At 66.4% G+C, this 17,612-nt stretch carries 16 protein-coding genes; 14 read left to right on the plus strand and 2 right to left on the minus strand.

The window, feature by feature from the left end; translation table 11 throughout:
- Positions 1–84 precede the first annotated feature (84 nt).
- Genes CEX88_RS23335 through nuoN form a run of 14 tightly spaced genes read left to right on the plus strand, consistent with a single transcriptional unit; the run spans position 85 to position 15,553 of the window.
- Complete coding sequence (locus CEX88_RS23335) at positions 85–459, plus strand: NADH-quinone oxidoreductase subunit A (protein ID WP_064394376.1); 375 nt, start codon at positions 85–87, stop codon at positions 457–459.
- Complete coding sequence (locus CEX88_RS23340; protein ID WP_015305533.1) at positions 450–1,004, plus strand: NuoB/complex I 20 kDa subunit family protein; 555 nt, start codon at positions 450–452, stop codon at positions 1,002–1,004. Before CEX88_RS23335 ends, CEX88_RS23340 begins: the two co-directional genes overlap by 10 nt.
- Positions 1,001–1,717, plus strand: coding sequence for an NADH-quinone oxidoreductase subunit C (locus CEX88_RS23345; protein WP_066849968.1), 717 nt, complete (start codon positions 1,001–1,003; stop codon positions 1,715–1,717). Before CEX88_RS23340 ends, CEX88_RS23345 begins: the two co-directional genes overlap by 4 nt.
- Positions 1,717–3,078, plus strand: a complete 1,362-nt coding sequence (gene nuoD, locus CEX88_RS23350) for an NADH dehydrogenase (quinone) subunit D (protein ID WP_238382173.1) — start codon at positions 1,717–1,719, stop codon at positions 3,076–3,078. The genes CEX88_RS23345 and nuoD overlap by 1 nt, the downstream gene beginning before the upstream one ends.
- The gene (gene nuoE / locus CEX88_RS23355; RefSeq protein ID WP_094295318.1) at positions 3,075–3,938 is read left to right on the plus strand and encodes an NADH-quinone oxidoreductase subunit NuoE; all 864 of its coding nucleotides are present in this window, start codon (positions 3,075–3,077) and stop codon (positions 3,936–3,938) included. The genes nuoD and nuoE overlap by 4 nt, the downstream gene beginning before the upstream one ends.
- A complete protein-coding gene (nuoF, locus tag CEX88_RS23360; protein ID WP_094295319.1) occupies positions 3,935–5,251 on the plus strand; it encodes an NADH-quinone oxidoreductase subunit NuoF in 1,317 nt (438 codons plus the stop codon). Before nuoE ends, nuoF begins: the two co-directional genes overlap by 4 nt.
- A gap of 51 nt (positions 5,252–5,302) precedes the next feature.
- On the plus strand, positions 5,303–7,693 hold the full coding sequence (locus CEX88_RS23365; RefSeq protein WP_094295320.1) for an NADH-quinone oxidoreductase subunit G: 2,391 nt from the start codon (positions 5,303–5,305) through the stop codon (positions 7,691–7,693).
- The gene (gene nuoH, locus CEX88_RS23370; RefSeq protein WP_094295321.1) at positions 7,690–8,931 is read left to right on the plus strand and encodes an NADH-quinone oxidoreductase subunit NuoH; all 1,242 of its coding nucleotides are present in this window, start codon (positions 7,690–7,692) and stop codon (positions 8,929–8,931) included. The genes CEX88_RS23365 and nuoH overlap by 4 nt, the downstream gene beginning before the upstream one ends.
- Positions 8,924–9,469 carry an NADH-quinone oxidoreductase subunit NuoI gene (gene nuoI / locus CEX88_RS23375; RefSeq protein WP_066849980.1) on the plus strand — a complete coding sequence of 182 codons (546 nt, stop codon included), beginning with the start codon at positions 8,924–8,926 and terminating at the stop codon, positions 9,467–9,469. Before nuoH ends, nuoI begins: the two co-directional genes overlap by 8 nt.
- Positions 9,466–10,236: an NADH-quinone oxidoreductase subunit J gene (locus CEX88_RS23380; protein WP_094295322.1), complete on the plus strand. Its 771-nt coding sequence runs from the start codon at positions 9,466–9,468 to the stop codon at positions 10,234–10,236. Before nuoI ends, CEX88_RS23380 begins: the two co-directional genes overlap by 4 nt.
- Positions 10,233–10,532, plus strand: a complete 300-nt coding sequence (gene nuoK / locus CEX88_RS23385; RefSeq protein ID WP_064394367.1) for an NADH-quinone oxidoreductase subunit NuoK — start codon at positions 10,233–10,235, stop codon at positions 10,530–10,532. Before CEX88_RS23380 ends, nuoK begins: the two co-directional genes overlap by 4 nt.
- Positions 10,533–10,539: 7 nt before the next feature.
- Complete coding sequence (nuoL, locus tag CEX88_RS23390; protein WP_094295323.1) at positions 10,540–12,420, plus strand: NADH-quinone oxidoreductase subunit L; 1,881 nt, start codon at positions 10,540–10,542, stop codon at positions 12,418–12,420.
- Positions 12,417–13,982, plus strand: coding sequence for an NADH-quinone oxidoreductase subunit M (locus CEX88_RS23395; RefSeq protein ID WP_420799244.1), 1,566 nt, complete (start codon positions 12,417–12,419; stop codon positions 13,980–13,982). Before nuoL ends, CEX88_RS23395 begins: the two co-directional genes overlap by 4 nt.
- Entirely contained in the window at positions 13,979–15,553 is a 1,575-nt protein-coding gene (gene nuoN, locus CEX88_RS23400; RefSeq protein ID WP_094295324.1) for an NADH-quinone oxidoreductase subunit NuoN, read from the plus strand. Before CEX88_RS23395 ends, nuoN begins: the two co-directional genes overlap by 4 nt.
- Here the strand turns inward: nuoN and CEX88_RS23405 are convergent.
- Together CEX88_RS23405 and CEX88_RS23410 are read right to left on the minus strand one after the other, a co-directional pair.
- The gene (locus tag CEX88_RS23405) at positions 15,550–16,155 is read right to left on the minus strand and encodes a TetR/AcrR family transcriptional regulator (RefSeq protein WP_094295325.1); all 606 of its coding nucleotides are present in this window, start codon (positions 16,153–16,155) and stop codon (positions 15,550–15,552) included. The genes nuoN and CEX88_RS23405 overlap by 4 nt on opposite strands.
- Positions 16,152–17,606, minus strand: a complete 1,455-nt coding sequence (locus tag CEX88_RS23410) for an FAD-dependent oxidoreductase (protein ID WP_094295326.1) — start codon at positions 17,604–17,606, stop codon at positions 16,152–16,154. The genes CEX88_RS23405 and CEX88_RS23410 overlap by 4 nt, the downstream gene beginning before the upstream one ends.
- Positions 17,607–17,612 lie beyond the last annotated feature (6 nt).

Consider the following 17,612-nt stretch of genomic DNA (forward strand, 5'->3'; position numbering starts at 1 on the left):
CAAAAGGTGTGGCGCGCATCCCAAAGGGCGCTAGGGTGTGGGTAAGCTCACATCGAACAGCCCACGAGGGAGCGTTTGCTCGGTATGGATTTGTACACGCCAATCCTGGTGCTTGGCGCTATTGCGGCGGCGTTCGCGGTCGGCTCGGTTGCCATTGCTCTGCTGGTCGGTCCGCGTCGCTACAACAGGGCCAAGCTCGAGGCCTACGAATGCGGCATCGAGCCGGTGCCGCACGGGGGCGCGTCCGGTCAGCCGACCGGCCAGCGGTTTCCGATCAAGTACTACCTGACCGCGATGTTGTTCATCATCTTCGACATCGAGATCGTCTTCCTGTACCCGTGGGCGGTTGCTTTCGACAATCTCGGACTGTTTGCGCTGATAGAGATGCTGCTGTTCATGGCGACGGTGTTCGTGGCCTACGCCTATGTGTGGCGACGGGGAGGTCTGGCATGGGACTAGAGGAGAAGTTGCCGGGCGGGATCCTGCTGTCCACGGTCGAGAAAGTGGCGGGTTACATCCGCAAGGGCTCGCTGTGGCCTGCGACGTTCGGGCTGGCGTGCTGCGCGATCGAGATGATGGCCACGGCAGGCCCGCGGTTCGACATCTCCCGGTTCGGCATGGAGCGGTTCTCGGCCACGCCCCGCCAGGCCGACCTGATGATCGTCGCGGGGCGGGTCAGCCAGAAGATGGCGCCGGTGCTGCGGCAGATCTACGACCAGATGGCCGAGCCGAAGTGGGTTTTGGCAATGGGGGTGTGCGCGTCCTCGGGCGGGATGTTCAACAACTACGCGATCGTCCAAGGTGTCGATCACGTCGTCCCGGTGGACATCTACCTGCCCGGTTGCCCGCCGCGCCCCGAGATGCTGCTGCACGCGATCCTGAAGCTGCACGACAAGATTCAGGAGATGCCGCTCGGCGTGCACCGCGAAGAGGCGATCCGCGAGGCCGAGCAGGCCGCGCTGGCCGTCACGCCGACCATCGAGCTCAAGGGGCTGCTGCGATGACCAGCGGCCCGGGTGAAGAGCAGAACGCGACGAACGGCAACGGCGCCGAAGCGGACGCACCGAAGATCATCAGTGTCCGCCGCGGAATGTTCGGGGTTAAGGGATCGGGCGACACCTCCGGCTACGGGCGCCTGGTGCGGCCCGTCGCGCTGCCCGGCAGCTCGCCACGTCCCTACGGCCGCTATTTCGACGAGGTCGTCGATCGGCTCGCCGAGGTGCTCGGCGAGGACGGTTACGCGGCATCGATCGAGCGGGTCGTGGTGCACCGCGACGAGCTGACCCTCGAGGTGCAGCGTGATCAGCTGCCTATCGTGGCCCGTGCGCTGCGGGACGATCCGCAGTTGCGTTTCGAGTTGTGCCTCGGGGTCAGTGGGGTGCACTACCCCGACAAAGTCGGGCGCGAACTGCACGCGGTGTATCCGCTGATGTCCATCACCCACAACCGGCGGATCCTGATCGAGGTCGCCGCACCCGACGATGACCCGCACATCCCGTCGCTGTTCGAGGTCTATCCCACCACCGACTGGCACGAACGCGAGACCTACGACTTCTTCGGCATCATCTTCGACGGGCATCCCGCCCTGACCCGGATCGAGATGCCGGACGACTGGGTGGGGCACCCGCAGCGCAAGGACTACCCGTTGGGCGGCATCCCGGTGGAGTATCACGGCGCCGAGATTCCTCCGCCCGATCAACGGAGGGCCTACAGCTGATGAGCATTTCGCACGTCCCGCCCACGCAGGGCGGCGCTTCATCCTCGGCCGCGTCGGACAACAACGAGACGGTAGTCGTTGTCGGCGGCCAGGATTGGGACCAAGTGGTCCAGGCCGCCAAGGATGCGGCCGCGGCCCACGCAGGCGAACGCATCGTCGTGAACATGGGTCCGCAGCACCCCTCCACCCACGGTGTGCTCCGGCTGGTCCTTGAGATCGAGGGTGAGACGGTCATCTCCGCCCGCTGCGGAATCGGCTACCTGCACACCGGAATCGAGAAGAACCTCGAGTTCCGCAACTGGACGCAGGGCGTCACGTTCGTCACGCGGATGGACTATCTGTCGCCGTTCTTCAACGAGACGGCCTACTGTCTGGGCGTCGAGAAACTGCTGGGCGTCACCGACGCGATCCCCGAGCGCGCCAGCGTCATCCGCGTGATGATGATGGAGCTCAACCGGATCTCCTCGCATCTTGTCGCGCTGGCGACCGGCGGGATGGAACTGGGCGCGATGAGCGCGATGTTTTACGGATTCCGTGAGCGCGAGCAGATCCTGTCGGTGTTCGAGACGGTGACGGGCCTGCGGATGAACAGCGCGTACGTTCGTCCGGGCGGGGTGGCGGTGGACCTTCCCGACGAGGCAGTGCCGCAGATCCGTGAGGTGCTCGAGCTTATGCCCAAGCGGCTCAAGGACCTCGAGGACCTGCTCAACGAGAACTACATCTGGAAGGGCCGCACGGTCGGCGTCGGTTATCTCGATCTGACCGGGTGCATGGCGCTCGGGATCACCGGGCCCTGCCTGCGTTCCACCGGGCTGCCGCACGACCTGCGCAAGACCCAACCGTATTGCGGTTACGAGACATACGACTTCGACGTGATCACCGACGAGGGTTGTGACTCCTACGGCCGGTATCTGATCCGGGTCAAGGAGATGCACGAGTCGCTGAAGATCGTCGAGCAGTGTCTGGACCGACTGCGGCCCGGGCCCGTGATGATCGAGGACAAGAAGCTGGGTTGGCCGGCCGACCTGAAGGTCGGCCCGGACGGGCTGGGTAACTCACCCGAGCACATCGCCAGGATCATGGGTCATTCGATGGAGGGGCTGATCCACCACTTCAAGCTCGTCACCGAGGGAATCCGGGTGCCCCCAGGGCAGGTCTATGTCGCGGTCGAGTCTCCGCGCGGCGAACTCGGCGTGCACATGGTCTCCGACGGCGGCACCCGCCCCTACCGGGTGCATTACCGGGACCCGTCGTTCAACAACCTGCAGGCCGTCGCCGCGATGTGTGAAGGCGGCATGGTCGCCGATCTGATCACCGCGGTGGCGTCGATCGACCCGGTGATGGGAGGCGTGGACAGGTGAGCGTATTCCTCGAGCTCGGTCAGCGACCCGAGGAACCCGGCCCGCCGATCAACGGGCCGGTGTCATATTCAGACGACGTCGTGGCCCGGCTCACCGCCGACGCCGAGATGATCATCTCGCGCTACCCGCAGTCGCGTTCGGCGCTGCTGCCGTTGCTGCACCTCGTGCAGTCGGAGGACGGATGCCTGACCCCCGCCGGTATCACGTTCTGCGCCAGGCAGTTGGGCCTGACCGACGCCGAGGTCACCGCGGTGGCGACCTTCTACTCGATGTACCGGCGGACGCCGACCGGCGAGTACCTCGTCGGCGTGTGCACCAACACCCTGTGCGCGGTGATGGGTGGCGACGCGATTCTCGAAGCGCTGCAGGAACATCTGGGCGTCCATGCCGGTGAGACGACTCCGGATGGACGCGTCACCCTCGAACACATCGAGTGCAACGCGGCGTGTGATTACGCGCCGGTGGTGATGGTCAACTGGGAGTTCTTCGACAACCAGACGACGTCCTCGGCGCGCGACCTCGTCGACGCGCTCCGCGAGGGTCAACCTCCCGAACCCACGCGGGGAACGCCGCTGTGCACATTCCGGGAGACCGCGCGCACGCTCGCGGGTCTGCCCGACCCACGCTCGGGCGGCAACAACGTCGGCGGCGCCACGTTGGCGGGGCTGCGGGTCGCGCGTGAACGCGGCATGCAGGCGCCCGACGCCGACGCCTCCGCCGCTTCCACCGAGACGCTCGACGACCAAACGGCGGGTGTCAAGGCCACCAGGAACGCGTCCGCGCCCGGCCCGTCGGCGACCGTCCCGCCGAAGTCAGAAACCGTCGAAACCGACCCAGACACAACGGATTCCCGCGCATGACAGACCTGACACCCGTGTTCAGCCGGTTCTGGGACGAGCCGGAACCATGGTCGATGGACACCTACCGCCGCCACGGCGGCTACCGCGCCCTGGAGAAGGCCCTGGCGATGGACCCGGACGAGCTCATCAACCTGGTGAAGGAGTCCGGCCTGCGGGGTCGCGGCGGCGCGGGCTTTCCCACCGGCACGAAGTGGTCGTTCATCCCGCAGAGCGACACCGGCGCCGGAGCCAAGCCGCACTACCTGGTGGTCAACGCCGATGAGTCGGAACCCGGTACGTGCAAAGACATTCCGCTGATGCTGACGACCCCGCACTTCCTCATCGAGGGTGCAATCATCGCGGCCTACGCGATCCGGGCGCATCACGCCTTCATCTACCTGCGCGGCGAGGTGGTGCCGGTGCTGCGCAGGCTGCACGCCGCGGTCGCCGAAGCGCACGAGGCCGGTTTCCTCGGCAACGACATCCAAGGGTCGGGCTTCGACCTGGAACTGATCGTGCACGCCGGGGCGGGCGCCTACATCTGCGGTGAGGAGACCGCGCTGCTGGACTCGCTCGAAGGCCGACGCGGACAACCGAGGTTGCGGCCGCCGTTCCCCGCCGTCGCAGGGCTGTACGCCTGTCCGACCGTGGTCAACAATGTCGAGTCGATCGCCAGCGTTCCGCCCATCCTGCTCAACGGCATCGACTGGTTCCGGTCGATGGGTTCGGAGAAGTCTCCGGGCTTCACGCTGTATTCGCTGTCGGGTCACGTGACCAACCCAGGACAGTACGAGGCGCCGCTGGGCATCACGCTGCGCGAACTGCTGGAGTATGCGGGCGGAGTCCGTTCCGGGCACCGGTTGAAGTTCTGGACACCCGGCGGCTCCTCCACTCCCCTGCTGACCGATGAACACCTTGACGTACCACTGGATTACGAGGGCATGGCCGGCGTCGGCACCATGCTCGGCACCAAGGCGCTGCAGATCTTCGACGAGACCACCTGCGTGGTGCGCGCCGTGCGCCGCTGGACCGACTTCTACGCCCACGAGTCGTGCGGCAAGTGCACGCCGTGCCGCGAGGGCACCTACTGGCTGGCACAGATCTACGAGCGCCTGGAGACGGGCGCGGGCACCGAGGCCGACATCGACAAGCTGCTCGACATCTCCGACAACATCTTCGGAAAAGCGTTCTGCGCTTTGGGTGACGGCGCGGCGGCACCCATCATGTCGTCGATCAAGTTCTTCCGCGACGAGTACATCGCCCACCTCGACGGCGGGTGCCCGTTCGATCCGCACGCCTCCACGCTGATGGCGGCGGAAGGGGTCGGGGTCTGATGGGGGCGATTGTCTGCAGTGGCCGCACGTTCGCGGCGAAAAGGGGGCGCAATGACGCAGACCGCTGACACCGGGGAAGACACCGGAGTCGAGATGGTCCAGTTGTCCATCGACGGCTTCGACGTCAGCGTTCCGAAGGGCACGTTGGTGATTCGGGCCGCAGAACTGATCGGCATCCAGATCCCGCGATTCTGCGACCATCCACTGCTCGACCCGGTGGGGGCCTGCCGGCAGTGCCTGGTCGAGGTCGAGGGCCAGCGCAAACCGATGGCGTCGTGCACGACGACCTGCACCCCGGACATGGTGGTGCGCACGCAGTACACCTCACCGGAGGCCGATAAGGCGCAGCAGGGCATCATGGAGTTCCTGCTGATCAACCATCCGCTGGACTGCCCGGTGTGCGACAAGGGTGGCGAATGCCCGCTGCAGAACCAGGCGATGTCCAACGGCCGCGCCGAAACTCGCTTCGAAGACGTCAAACGCACCTTCCCGAAGCCGATCAACATCTCCTCGCAAGTGCTGCTGGACCGCGAGCGCTGTGTGCTGTGCGCGCGCTGCACCCGCTTCTCCGAGCAGATCGCCGGCGATCCGTTCATCGAATTGCTCGAGCGCGGTGCGCTGCAACAGGTCGGCATCGCGACGGATGAACCGTTCGAGTCCTACTTCTCTGGCAACACCGTGCAGATCTGCCCGGTTGGCGCGCTGACCGGGGCGGCCTACCGCTTCCGGGCCCGGCCGTTCGACCTGGTGTCGAGCCCCAGCGTGTGCGAGCACTGCGCATCGGGATGCGCCCAGCGCACCGACCATCGGCGCGGAAAGGTCATGCGCCGCTTGGCCGGTGACGAACCCCAGGTCAACGAGGAATGGAACTGCGACAAGGGTCGCTGGGCCTTCACCTACACCACCCAGGGCGACCGCATCACCACCCCGATGATCCGCGACGAGGACGGCAAGTTGCGCCCCGCCTCGTGGTCGGAGGCTCTCGTGGTCGCCGGCACCGGGCTGGCGGCCGCCGCCGGAAGCGCGGGCGTGCTGGTCGGCGGCCGGATGACCGTCGAGGACGCCTACGCCTACTCCAAGTTCGCCCGGATCGTGCTCAACACCAACGACATCGACTTCCGGGCCCGGTCGCACAGCGCCGAGGAGGCCGACTTCCTGGCCGCCCATGTCGCGGGACAGCCGATGACGGTGACCTACACCGATCTGGAAAATGCGCCGGCGGTGCTGCTGGCGGGGTTCGAGCCGGAAGAGGAATCCCCGATCGTGTTCCTGCGGCTGCGCAAGGCCGCGCGCAACAAGGGGCTGCAGGTCATCTCCGTCGCCCCCTTCGCCACCCGCGCCCTGACCAAGCTGCGAGGCCGCCTGGTCACCGCGGTCCCGGGCGACGAGGCCGCCGTCCTGGACGCGCTGGCCGACGACCCGCAGCTGCGGCTGCCGGGCGCGATCATCATGGTCGGCGAGCGTCTGGCTACCTCGCCCGGAGCGCTCTCTGCGGCAAGCAGATTGGCAGAAGCGACCGGCGCCCGGCTGTCGTGGGTGCCGAGACGGGCAGGCGAACGAGGCGCGGCTGAGGCCGGCGCGTTACCGAACCTGCTGCCCGGTGGCAGGCCGATCGCCGACAGCGTGGCCGTCGAGCAGACCGCGGCGGCATGGCACGTCAGCGAGCTGCCCACCGATCCTGGTCGCGACACCACCGCGATATTGGAGGCAGCGCGCAGTGGCGAACTGGGCGCCCTGCTCGTCGGTGGCATCGAGGTCGATGACCTACCCGATCCCGAAGCGGCACTGGCCGCGATCGAGTCCACACCGTTCGTCGTCAGCCTCGAACTGCGGGAGAGCGCGGTGACAGCGGTCGCCGACGTCGTCTTCCCCATCGCGCCCGTGGTGGAGAAAGCCGGTTCATTCCTGAACTGGGAGGGCCGACTTCGTCCGTTCCAGCCGTCACTGGAGACCAACGCCATCCCCGATCTGCGGGTGTTGACCTTCCTGGCCGACGAGATCGGTGTCGCGTTGAACCTGCCGACCGCAGCGGCCGCCGGAGACGAGATATCGCGCTTGGGCATGTGGGCGGGTCGACGGCCCGAGGCACCGAACGTTGCTGCGCCGAAGCGGATGCCGCCGGCCGAGGGGCAAGCCGTGCTCGCGGGGTGGCGGATGCTGCTCGACGAAGGCCGGCTACAAGACGGCGAACCGCATCTGGCGGGCACCGCCCGTGCCCCGGTGGCACGGCTTTCCGCCGCCACCGCGGCCGAAATCGGCGCCGCGGAGGGCGATCTGGTCACCGCGAGGACACCGCGAGGAACGATCACGCTGCCGTTGGCCATCACCGACATGGGTGACCGCGTGATCTGGCTCCCCCTGAATTCGCCGGGTTCGGCGGTGCATCGAAGCCTCGGGGTGTCCACCGGTGATGTCGTGTCGATCGGACGGGCCGAACCGTGATCCATCCCGATCCCACCCTGTTCGGTCATGACCCGTGGTGGCTGATCCTCGCGAAGGCGCTCGCGATCTTCGCGTTCCTGATGCTGTCGGTGCTCTCGGCGATCCTGATCGAGCGCAAACTGCTGGGCCGCATGCAGATGCGGTTCGGACCTAACCGTGTGGGCCCCAGGGGACTGCTGCAGTCGCTGGTGGACGGCGTCAAGCTCGCGCTCAAGGAGGGTCTGGTCCCGGCGGGAGTCGACAAGTTCGTCTACCTTGCGGCACCGGTGATCGCCGCGGTGCCCGCCTTCATCGCCTTCGCCGTCATCCCGATGGGCGGCGAGGTCTCGATCTTCGGCCACCGCACCGCATTGCAGCTGACGGACATGCCCGTCGCCGTCCTGTACATCCTGGCGGCGACCTCCATCGGCGTGTACGGGATCGTGCTGGCCGGGTGGGCCTCGGGGTCGACGTATCCGCTGCTGGGCGGCATTCGCTCGAGCGCGCAGGTGATTTCGTATGAGATCGCCATGGCACTGTCGTTCGTGGCGGTGTTCATCTACGCGGGTACGATGTCGACCTCCGGCATCGTCGCCGCCCAGGACGGCACCTGGTTCATCTTCCTGCTGCTGCCGTCGTTCCTGGTTTACCTGGTTTCGATGGTGGGCGAAACGAACCGTGCGCCTTTCGATCTCCCCGAAGCCGAGGGTGAACTGGTAGGCGGTTTCCACACCGAGTACTCGTCGATCAAGTTCGCGATGTTCATGCTCGCCGAGTACGTCAACATGACCACCGTCTCCGCGCTGGCGACCACGATGTTCCTGGGCGGCTGGCACGCCCCGTGGCCAATCAACATGTGGGATGGCGCCAATACCGGGTGGTGGCCACTGCTGTGGTTCGTTGCCAAGGTGTGGGGGTTCATGTTCCTGTTCTTCTGGCTGCGCGCCACGTTGCCCCGAATGCGCTACGACCAGTTCATGGGGCTGGGATGGAAAGCGCTCATCCCGTTCTCGTTGGCTTGGATCATGATCGTCGCCACGGCGCGCGCGCTCCGCAACGAGGGCTTCAGTCAGGTGACGACGACGCTCGCCTCGCTCGGCGCCATCGCGGTCCTGCTGATCGCCGTGGCGCTGTGGCGGTCGGCGCGCCGACGCAACGTTCGCGCCATCCCACGCCAGAACCTGGATCCGGAGATCTTCCCCACCCCGCCCCTGCCGAGCAGCACGCAGACCGCAACCAAGGAGCCAGCCGATGCCTAAGTTCCTCGACGCGCTGAAAGGTTTCGGGGTCACCTTCGGAACCATGTTCAAAAAGCCGATCACCGAGGAGTATCCGGAAAAGCCGGGGCCCGTCGCCAAGCGCTATCACGGCCGGCACCAACTGAACCGGTACCCGGACGGTCTGGAGAAATGCATCGGCTGCGAACTGTGCGCCTGGGCCTGCCCCGCCGACGCCATCTATGTCGAGGGCGACGACAACACCGAGGACGAACGGTATTCCCCCGGTGAGCGCTACGGGCGCGTCTATCAGATCAACTATCTGCGCTGCATCGGCTGCGGCCTGTGCATCGAGGCCTGCCCCACCCGGGCGTTGACGATGACCAACGACTACGAGATGGCCGACGACAACCGCGCCGACCTGATCTGGGGTAAGGACAAGTTGTTGGCGCCGTTGCGGTCCGGCATGCTGCCGCCGCCGCATCCGATGGCCCCCGGCGCCACCGACGAGGACTACTACCTGGGCAACATCGGACCCGTCGAGCAGGAAACCCAGAAGGTCACCGGGGACGTTCGATGAGGCTCGACCTGCTCGCGGCCGTGGCCGCCGACAACCCAGGGCAGACCACGACCACCGAGGCCGTGCTGTTCTGGGTGTTGGGGATCGTGGCGGTCGTCGGTGCGCTCGGGGTGATCGCCGCACCGAAAGCGGTGTACTCCGCGATGTTTCTGGCCATGACGATGATCGTGTTGGCGGTGTTCTACATCGCCCAGGGTGCGCTGTTCCTCGGTGTGGTCCAGGTGGTGGTATACACCGGTGCCGTCATGATGATCTTCCTGTTCGTGCTGATGCTCATCGGTGTCGACTCGTCGGACTCGCTCGTGGAAACGATTCGCGGGCAACGGGTTGCCGGTGTCGTCATCGGTGTCGGTTTCGGTCTGCTGCTCATCGCGGGCATCGGCAACGTCTCGGTCGGCGGCTTCACCGGCCTGGCCCAGGCGAACGCGGGTGGCAACGTCGAGGGCTTGGCGGCGCTCATCTTCGTGCGCTACCTGTGGGCGTTCGAGTTGACCAGCGCACTGCTGATCACCGCCGCGCTCGGCGCGATGGTGCTGGCACACCGGGAACGCTTCGGACGCCGCAAGACCCAGCGCGAACTCGCCGAAGAACGGTTCAAACCGGGCGGCTATCCGACGACGTTGCCCAATCCCGGTGTCTTCGCGCGCAACAACGCCGTCGACATCGCCGCCCGCCTACCTGACGGTTCCAATTCGGACCTGTCCGTCAGCCCCATCCTGCAGAAGCGGACCGTCACCGTGACGAACGGCCGAGGAGGCGGGGAGTGAATCCCGACAACTATCTCTATCTGTCGGCGCTGTTGTTCACGATAGGCGCGGCAGGAGTGTTGTTGCGCCGCAACGCGATCGTGGTGTTCATGTGCGTCGAGCTGATGTTGAACGCGGCCAACCTCGCGTTCGTCTCGTTCTCCCGCATGCACGGCCACCTCAACGGCCAAGTGGTCGCGTTCTTCACCATGGTGGTCGCCGCCTGCGAGGTGGTGGTCGGGCTGGCGATCATCATGAGCATCTTCCGTACCCGCCGGTCGGCTTCGGTCGACGACGCAAGCCTTCTGAAGAACTAGAGGCGCGATGACGATTCCTGTCTGGCTGACCATCGCGCTGCCGCTGGCCGGCGCGGCGATCCTGCTCCTCGGGGGACGACGGACCGACGCCTGGGGCCACCTGTTGGGCTGTGCCGCGGCCATCGGGTCGTTCGTGGTCGGCGCCGTGCTCTTCGTCGACATGCTGGGCCGTGACGCCGAACAGCGCGCGATCCACGAGGCGTTGTTCTCCTGGGTTCCGGTCGGCGGGCTGCAGGTGGACTTCGGGATGCAACTCGATCCGCTGTCGATGTGTTTCGTGTTGCTGATCACCGGTGTCGGCTCGTTGATCCACATCTACTCGATCGGCTACATGGCCGAAGACCCCGGGCGGCGACGGTTTTTCGCGTACCTGAACCTGTTCCTGTCGGCGATGCTGCTTCTGGTGCTCGCCGACAACTACCTCGGCCTCTACGTCGGCTGGGAGGGCGTCGGTCTGGCGTCCTACCTACTGATCGGTTTCTGGGCGCACAAACCGTCGGCCGCGACGGCGGCAAAGAAGGCGTTCGTCGTCAACCGCGTCGGCGACATGGGCCTGGCCATCGCGATGATGGTGATGTTCGCCTATATCGGCTCCATTTCCTATGCGGGCGTCTTCGCCGCCGCGCCGAACGCCGGCGAGGGCGTGCTGACCGCGATCGGCCTGCTGCTCCTGCTGGCTGCGTGCGGTAAGTCGGCGCAGGTGCCGCTGCAGTCCTGGCTGGGCGACGCGATGGAGGGTCCGACACCGGTTTCGGCGTTGATCCACGCCGCCACCATGGTCACCGCGGGTGTGTACCTCATCGTGCGCTCCGGACCGGTGTTCGACCTCGCACCCACCGCGCAACTGGGCGTCGTCATCGTCGGCGCCGTCACCCTGTTGTTCGGCGCGATCATCGGCTGCGCGAAGGACGACATCAAGAAAGCGCTTGCGGCGTCGACGATGTCGCAGATCGGCTACATGGTGCTGGCCGCCGGACTCGGGCCGGTCGGCTACGCGTTCGCGATCATGCACCTGCTGACCCACGGCTTCTTCAAGGCCGGCCTGTTCCTGGGCGCCGGTTCGGTGATGCATGCGATGGACGACGAGGTCAACATGCGACGCTACGGCGGCCTGCGTAAAGCGCTGCCGATCACGTTCGTCACATTCGGCCTGGGTTACCTCGCGATCATCGGGGTGCCGCCGCTTGCCGGGTTCTTCTCCAAAGACGGGATCATCGAAGCGGCGCTCGGCGCCGGCGGCGTGAAGGGCTTGATCCTGGGCGGCGTGACGATCCTGGGCGCAGGCATCACCGCGTTCTACATGACCAGGGTGATGTTGATGACGTTCTTCGGCGAGAAGCGTTGGGCTCCCAATGCGCATCCGCACGAAGCGCCGGCGGTGATGACCTGGCCGATGATCCTGCTGGCCATCGGCTCCGTGGGCTCGGGAGCGGCGTTCGCGATCGGTGGCACGCTGGAGCACTGGCTCGAACCGGTCGTCGGTGCGCACGAGGTACACCACGTCGCACCCGTCTGGGTGGTGACGACGGTGATCCTGACCGTCGTCGCCGTCGGCATCCTCATCGCCTACCGCATGTACGGAAGAAAGCCTGTGCCAGAGGACGTCCCGGACGGTTCGGCGCTCTCCGTCGCGGCGCGCAACGATCTGTACGGCGACGCGTTCAACGAGGCGGCGCTGATGCGGCCCGGCCAACTGCTGACCCGCGGGCTCGTCGAGATCGACGAGGAGGCGGTCGACGGCGCGGCCACCGGGTTGGCAGGGCTGGTCAGCCGCCTGTCGACGGGTCTGCGGCGCCTACAGACGGGTTATGCCCGCTCCTATGCGCTTTCGATGCTTTCAGGTGCGGTTCTGGTGGTCGCGGCGATCCTGGCGGTGCAACTCTGGTGAACAACTTCCCCTGGCTCACGGTGCTGTGGGCGACGCCCACCGTCGGCGCCGCCCTGACGATCCTGCTGCCTGCCGCCCAGCGGGTGCTGGCCAAGTGGTTCGCGTTGGCCGTCTCGATCGCGGTCCTGGCGATCACCGCCGTTGTCGCAGTCGGCTTCCAACCCGGTGGCGAGCAGTACCAGTTCGTCGAATCCCACCGCTGGATCCCGTCATTCGGCACCGGCTACATCCTCGGTGTCGACGGCATCGCGCTGGCGATCGTGGTGCTCACCGCGGTCCTGGTGCCGCTGCTGATCATCGCGGGCTGGAACGACGCCGACGCCCAGACCGGCCTGCGCGGTCGGTCGGTGCAGACCTACCTCGCGTTGACGCTGGCCGTCGAGGGCATGGTCCTGATGTCGCTGGTGTCGCTGGACATCCTGCTGTTCTACGTGTTCTTCGAAGCGATGCTGATTCCGATGTACTTCCTCATCGGCGGCTTCGGCGGCGAAAACCGGAGCAAGGCAGCGGTGAAGTTCCTGCTGTACAACCTGTTCGGCGGCCTGATCATGCTGGCCGCGGTGATCGGGCTGTACGTGGTGACGGCCTCGAGCGACGCGTTCGCCGCGGGCACATTCGACTTCCGCGAGATCGTCACCGCGGTGTCCAGCGGCGAGTTCGCCGTCAACCCCGCCGTGATGAACCTGCTGTTCCTCGGCTTCATGTTCGCGTTCGCGGTCAAGGCGCCATTGTGGCCGTTCCACCGCTGGCTGCCCGATGCGGCCGTCGAGGCCACCCCGGCCAGCGCGGTGCTGATGATGGCGGTCATGGACAAGGTCGGGACCTTCGGCATGCTGCGGTACTGCCTGCAGTTGTTCCCCGACGCGTCAACGTATTTCCAGCCCCTGGTGGTCACGCTGGCGGTGATCGGCATCGTCTACGGCGCGATCCTCGCGATCGGCCAGACCGACGTGATGCGGTTGATCGCCTACACGTCGATCTCCCACTTCGGGTTCATCATCCTGGGCATCTTCGTGATGACCAGCCAGGGCCAGTCCGGTTCGACGCTGTACATGATCAACCACGGTCTGTCGACGGCCGCCCTGTTCCTGATCGCCGGGTTCCTGGTGTCGCGCAGGGGCACTCGACTGATCCGGGCGTTCGGTGGCGTCCAGAAGGTGGCACCGGTGATGGCGGGCACGTTCCTCGTCGCCGGACTGGCGACGCTGTCGCTGCCCGGTCTGGCGCCGTTCATCAGCGAATTCCTGGTGCTCATCGGCACATTCACGCGGTACCCGGTGCTGGCGGTGTTCGCGGCCACGGCGCTGGTGCTGTCGGCGATCTACATCCTGTGGATGTACCAGCGGATGATGACCGGAGCCGTCACCGAGGGCAACGAGCGGGTGCGCGACCTGGTGCCGCGCGAACTCGTCGTCGTCGCACCGCTGATCGCCCTGCTGATCGTGCTGGGGGTGTATCCGAAACCCGCACTCGACGTCATCAACCCCGCGGTCGATCACACCCTGACGACCATCGACCAACCTGATCCCGTACCCAGAGTCGCGGAAGGGCCGAGACCATGACCCTCACCCCGCCGACCGTCGAATACGGTCTGGTCTGCCCGATGCTCATCGTGTTCGGGGTCGCCATCGCGGGCGTCCTCGTCGAGGCGTTCCTGCCGCGGAAGCACCGGTACGCGAGCCAACTGGTGCTCTGCTTCGGGGGCCTGGCGGCCGCCCTGGTCGCCGTGGTGGTGCTCGCACGTACCCTGCACGGCTCCATCGGCCGCTCGGCCGTGATGGGTGCGGTCGTCATCGACTCCCCCGCGCTGTTCCTGCAGGGCACCATCCTGCTCGTCGGTGTGCTCGGGGTCCTGCTGATCGCTGAGCGACAGGTCGGCACCGAGGTCGCCGACGGTGGTCGCCGCGGCCTGGACGGATTCACCCCCCAGGCGTCGGCCGTACCCGGCAGCGTCGCCGAACAAGTGGCCACCAAGGCCGGCGTGATCCAGACTGAGGTCTTCCCGCTGACGATGTTCGCCATCGGCGGCATGCTGCTGTTCCCGGCATCCGATGACCTACTGACCATGTTCATCGCGCTGGAGATCCTGTCGCTGCCGCTGTACCTGTTGTGCGGTCTGGCGCGCAAGCGTCGCCTGCTATCCCAAGAAGCAGCGCTGAAATACTTTCTGCTGGGTGCATTCTCGTCGGCGTTCTTCCTCTACGGCGTGGCCATGCTGTACGGATACGCCGGTACGTTGGATCTGGTCGGTATCGCGGAGGCTGTCGCCGCAGGATCGGGTAAGACATCGCTGGCCCTGATCGGGATCGGACTGGTACTGGTCGGCGTGCTGTTCAAAGTCGGTGCCGTCCCGTTCCACAGCTGGGTTCCCGACGTGTATCAGGGCGCGCCGACTCCGATCACGGCGTTCATGGCTGCGGCGACGAAGATCGCCGCATTCGGCGCGTTGCTGCGCGTGTTCTACGTCGCGCTGCCCGAACTGCGCGACGACTGGCGACCCGTGCTGTGGGCGATCGCGATCCTGACGATGGTGGTCGGCACCGTGGCAGCGGTGACCCAGGCCGACGTCAAGCGGATGCTGGCGTATTCGGCGGTGTCGCACACCGGTTTCATCCTCACCGGTGTGATTGCCGCGAACGAGGCGGGACTGTCGTCGACGCTGTTCTATCTGTTCGCATACGGCTTCAGCACCGTGGGAGCGTTCGCCGTGGTCGGCCTGGTTCGCGACGGTGTCGGCGAGGAGGATACCGCGATGGCCCGGTGGGCCGGCCTCGGGCGGCGATACCCCATTGTGGGCGTGGTGTTTTCGCTGTTCCTCCTCGCGTTCGCCGGGATCCCGCTGACCAGCGGCTTCGTGGCGAAGTTCGCGGTGTTCAAGGCAGCCGGCGAGGGCGGAGCGATGCCGCTGGTGGTTGTCGGCGTCCTCGCAAGCGCGATCGCCGCATACTTCTATGTGCGGGTGATCGTGTTGATGTTCTTCACCGATCCGCCCGAGAACCCCCCGACGCTGGTGGTGCCGAGTGCGCTCAGCACGACGGTCGTGACGGTGACCGCGGCGGTCACGTTCGCACTGGGCGCGCTGCCGCAACCGCTTCTGGATCTGGCCAACAACGCCGACCAGTTCCTGCGTTAGTCGCGGGACAGCAGGCCGACCTGACGGTAGGCGGATTCGAGGTAGCGCCGCATCTGCCGCTCGGTCAGCGGATTCGGTTGCAGAACCCGATAGGTCACCGCGCCGGCCAGCATGTCCACGAGAACGTCGAGGTCGGCGTCCTCGTCGACCTCGCCGTCGCGCTGCGCTTGCTCGAGCATGGCGAAGGCAAGGTTACGGCGGGGCTGGATGTAGCGGTCCCAGTACGTCCGCAACAGCTCCGGATGCGTGACGGCCGACCCGTAGATCTGCGCGATCAATGCGCGGAAGCGAGCATCGGTCGCCGTGCGAGCGGCTCCGGATATGTTGTGTCGCACCAGATCATGGATGCCACCGGCGGTGATCTCCTCGCGGGTGGGCCACTGTATGTCCGTGCTCACATGCGTTTCGATCGCATCCGCGACGAGTTGCTCCTTTCCCGACCAACGGCGGTAGATCGTGGGTTTGCCGACGCCGGCGCGTTTGGCCACCTGCTCGATGCTCATACCCGCGATCCCGCGTTCGACGAACATGTCGAGCGCCGCCCGCAAGATGGCGGTGTCGAGGTCCTTGCTGCGTGGCCGGCCCGGACCCGGCGTCGTCATCGCACGCTGCCTGTTGCCAGCGCACGACTCAACCATCGGCGCAACGCCTTTGGCTGTCTTCCACGCCAGGCGAGGTGGCCGTCGGGGCGCACCAGCATGGGATCGCCATCGATGCGCCGATCGATGACGGCGACCCGGGTCTCGCCGAGGTGCTCGGTCACGATCCTCGCCAGATTGTCGTCGGCCCCCAAAAGCCCCCAGCACCCGTGTAGTTCGTCGCCCGAAATCCCGGGCACGCGGTCCCCCGGACGCAGGCCTGACAACCGGCAAGACCGATCCGCCAACGGACCCCGGCGGTACGTCACCCACAACTGCGAGGTGCGGTAGGTCACCCAACGCTGCACTGCGGGCAGGTTCATCACCGGGACCACGACACGGTCGCGAATGAAGCGGCCGATGCTGCTCTGCGCCACATTGACTTTGGTGACCGCGCTCGTGTTGCGCAACACCTCCGTGGCGAGCGGACGTCGTTCAGCCTCGTATGTGTCGAGCAGCTTCTCGTCGGCGGCGCCCGCCGTGACGAGCGCCAGTTTCCACGCAAGGTTCTCGGCGTCCCCGAGACCCGTCAGCATCCCCTGTCCGCCGAACGGCGCATGCGTGTGCGCCGCGTCCCCTGCGATCAGCACCCGGCCACGCCGGTAGGTTGTCGCCAATCGGCGGTGCACGCTGAACATCGACAGCCATTCCGCGTGCTCGATCGGCGCAGAGCGGCCGGTGCGCTCGGGAATGATCCGGTTCAACCGCGCGAGAATCTCATCGTCCGTGGGCTTTTGCTGCCCCGAATGCGGATCGTAGGCGATGATGCGCCACAGACCGTCTGGCATCGGCATCGCTCCGAGCATGCCGTCCTGGTGTAGCCAGCCGGTCGTGCCTGAGCGGTCGAGGTTCCAGTCGATGCGGAGGTCGGCGAGCAGGAAGCGTTCGGTGAGGCGCACTCCGGGGAAGTCGATGTCCGCGGCGCGGCGGGTGGCGCTGCTCGCCCCGTCGCAGCCGATCAGCCAATCGGCGGTGAGGTCGTTCCCACCGGCGAGGACGGCCGTGACGGTCCCGCCGTGCTGGTGGACATCGGTAAGCTCTGTGTCCCAACTGATTTCACCACCCAGTTCGGTGAGCCGGTCCCGGAGAGCGGCCTCGACCGCCGCTTGGGAGATCACCATCGGTGGTGCGGCGGTGTCCATACCGGGGTCGCCGAAGCGGATGCGCATGATCGGCTTGTCGCCCAGGTAGGTCAGGATGCTCATCGCACGCACCGACTGTTCGGGAAGGTCGCCGAGCGCACCCAGACGGTCGAGCACCTCGGAGCCGCGGGCGTGCAGGAAGTTGGCGCGCGACGTGGTGGCGGGCGCGGCCGCCGCGTCGATCACCCGGACACGGACACCCTGCAGCAGCAGACCACAAGCGGCCGCCAGACCTGTCGGCCCTGCCCCGACCACGAGAACGTCGGAATCCATCGCCTC

Origin of the sequence: Mycobacterium neumannii (assembly GCF_002245615.1) — a bacterium.
GTDB lineage: Bacteria > Actinomycetota > Actinomycetes > Mycobacteriales > Mycobacteriaceae > Mycobacterium > Mycobacterium neumannii_A.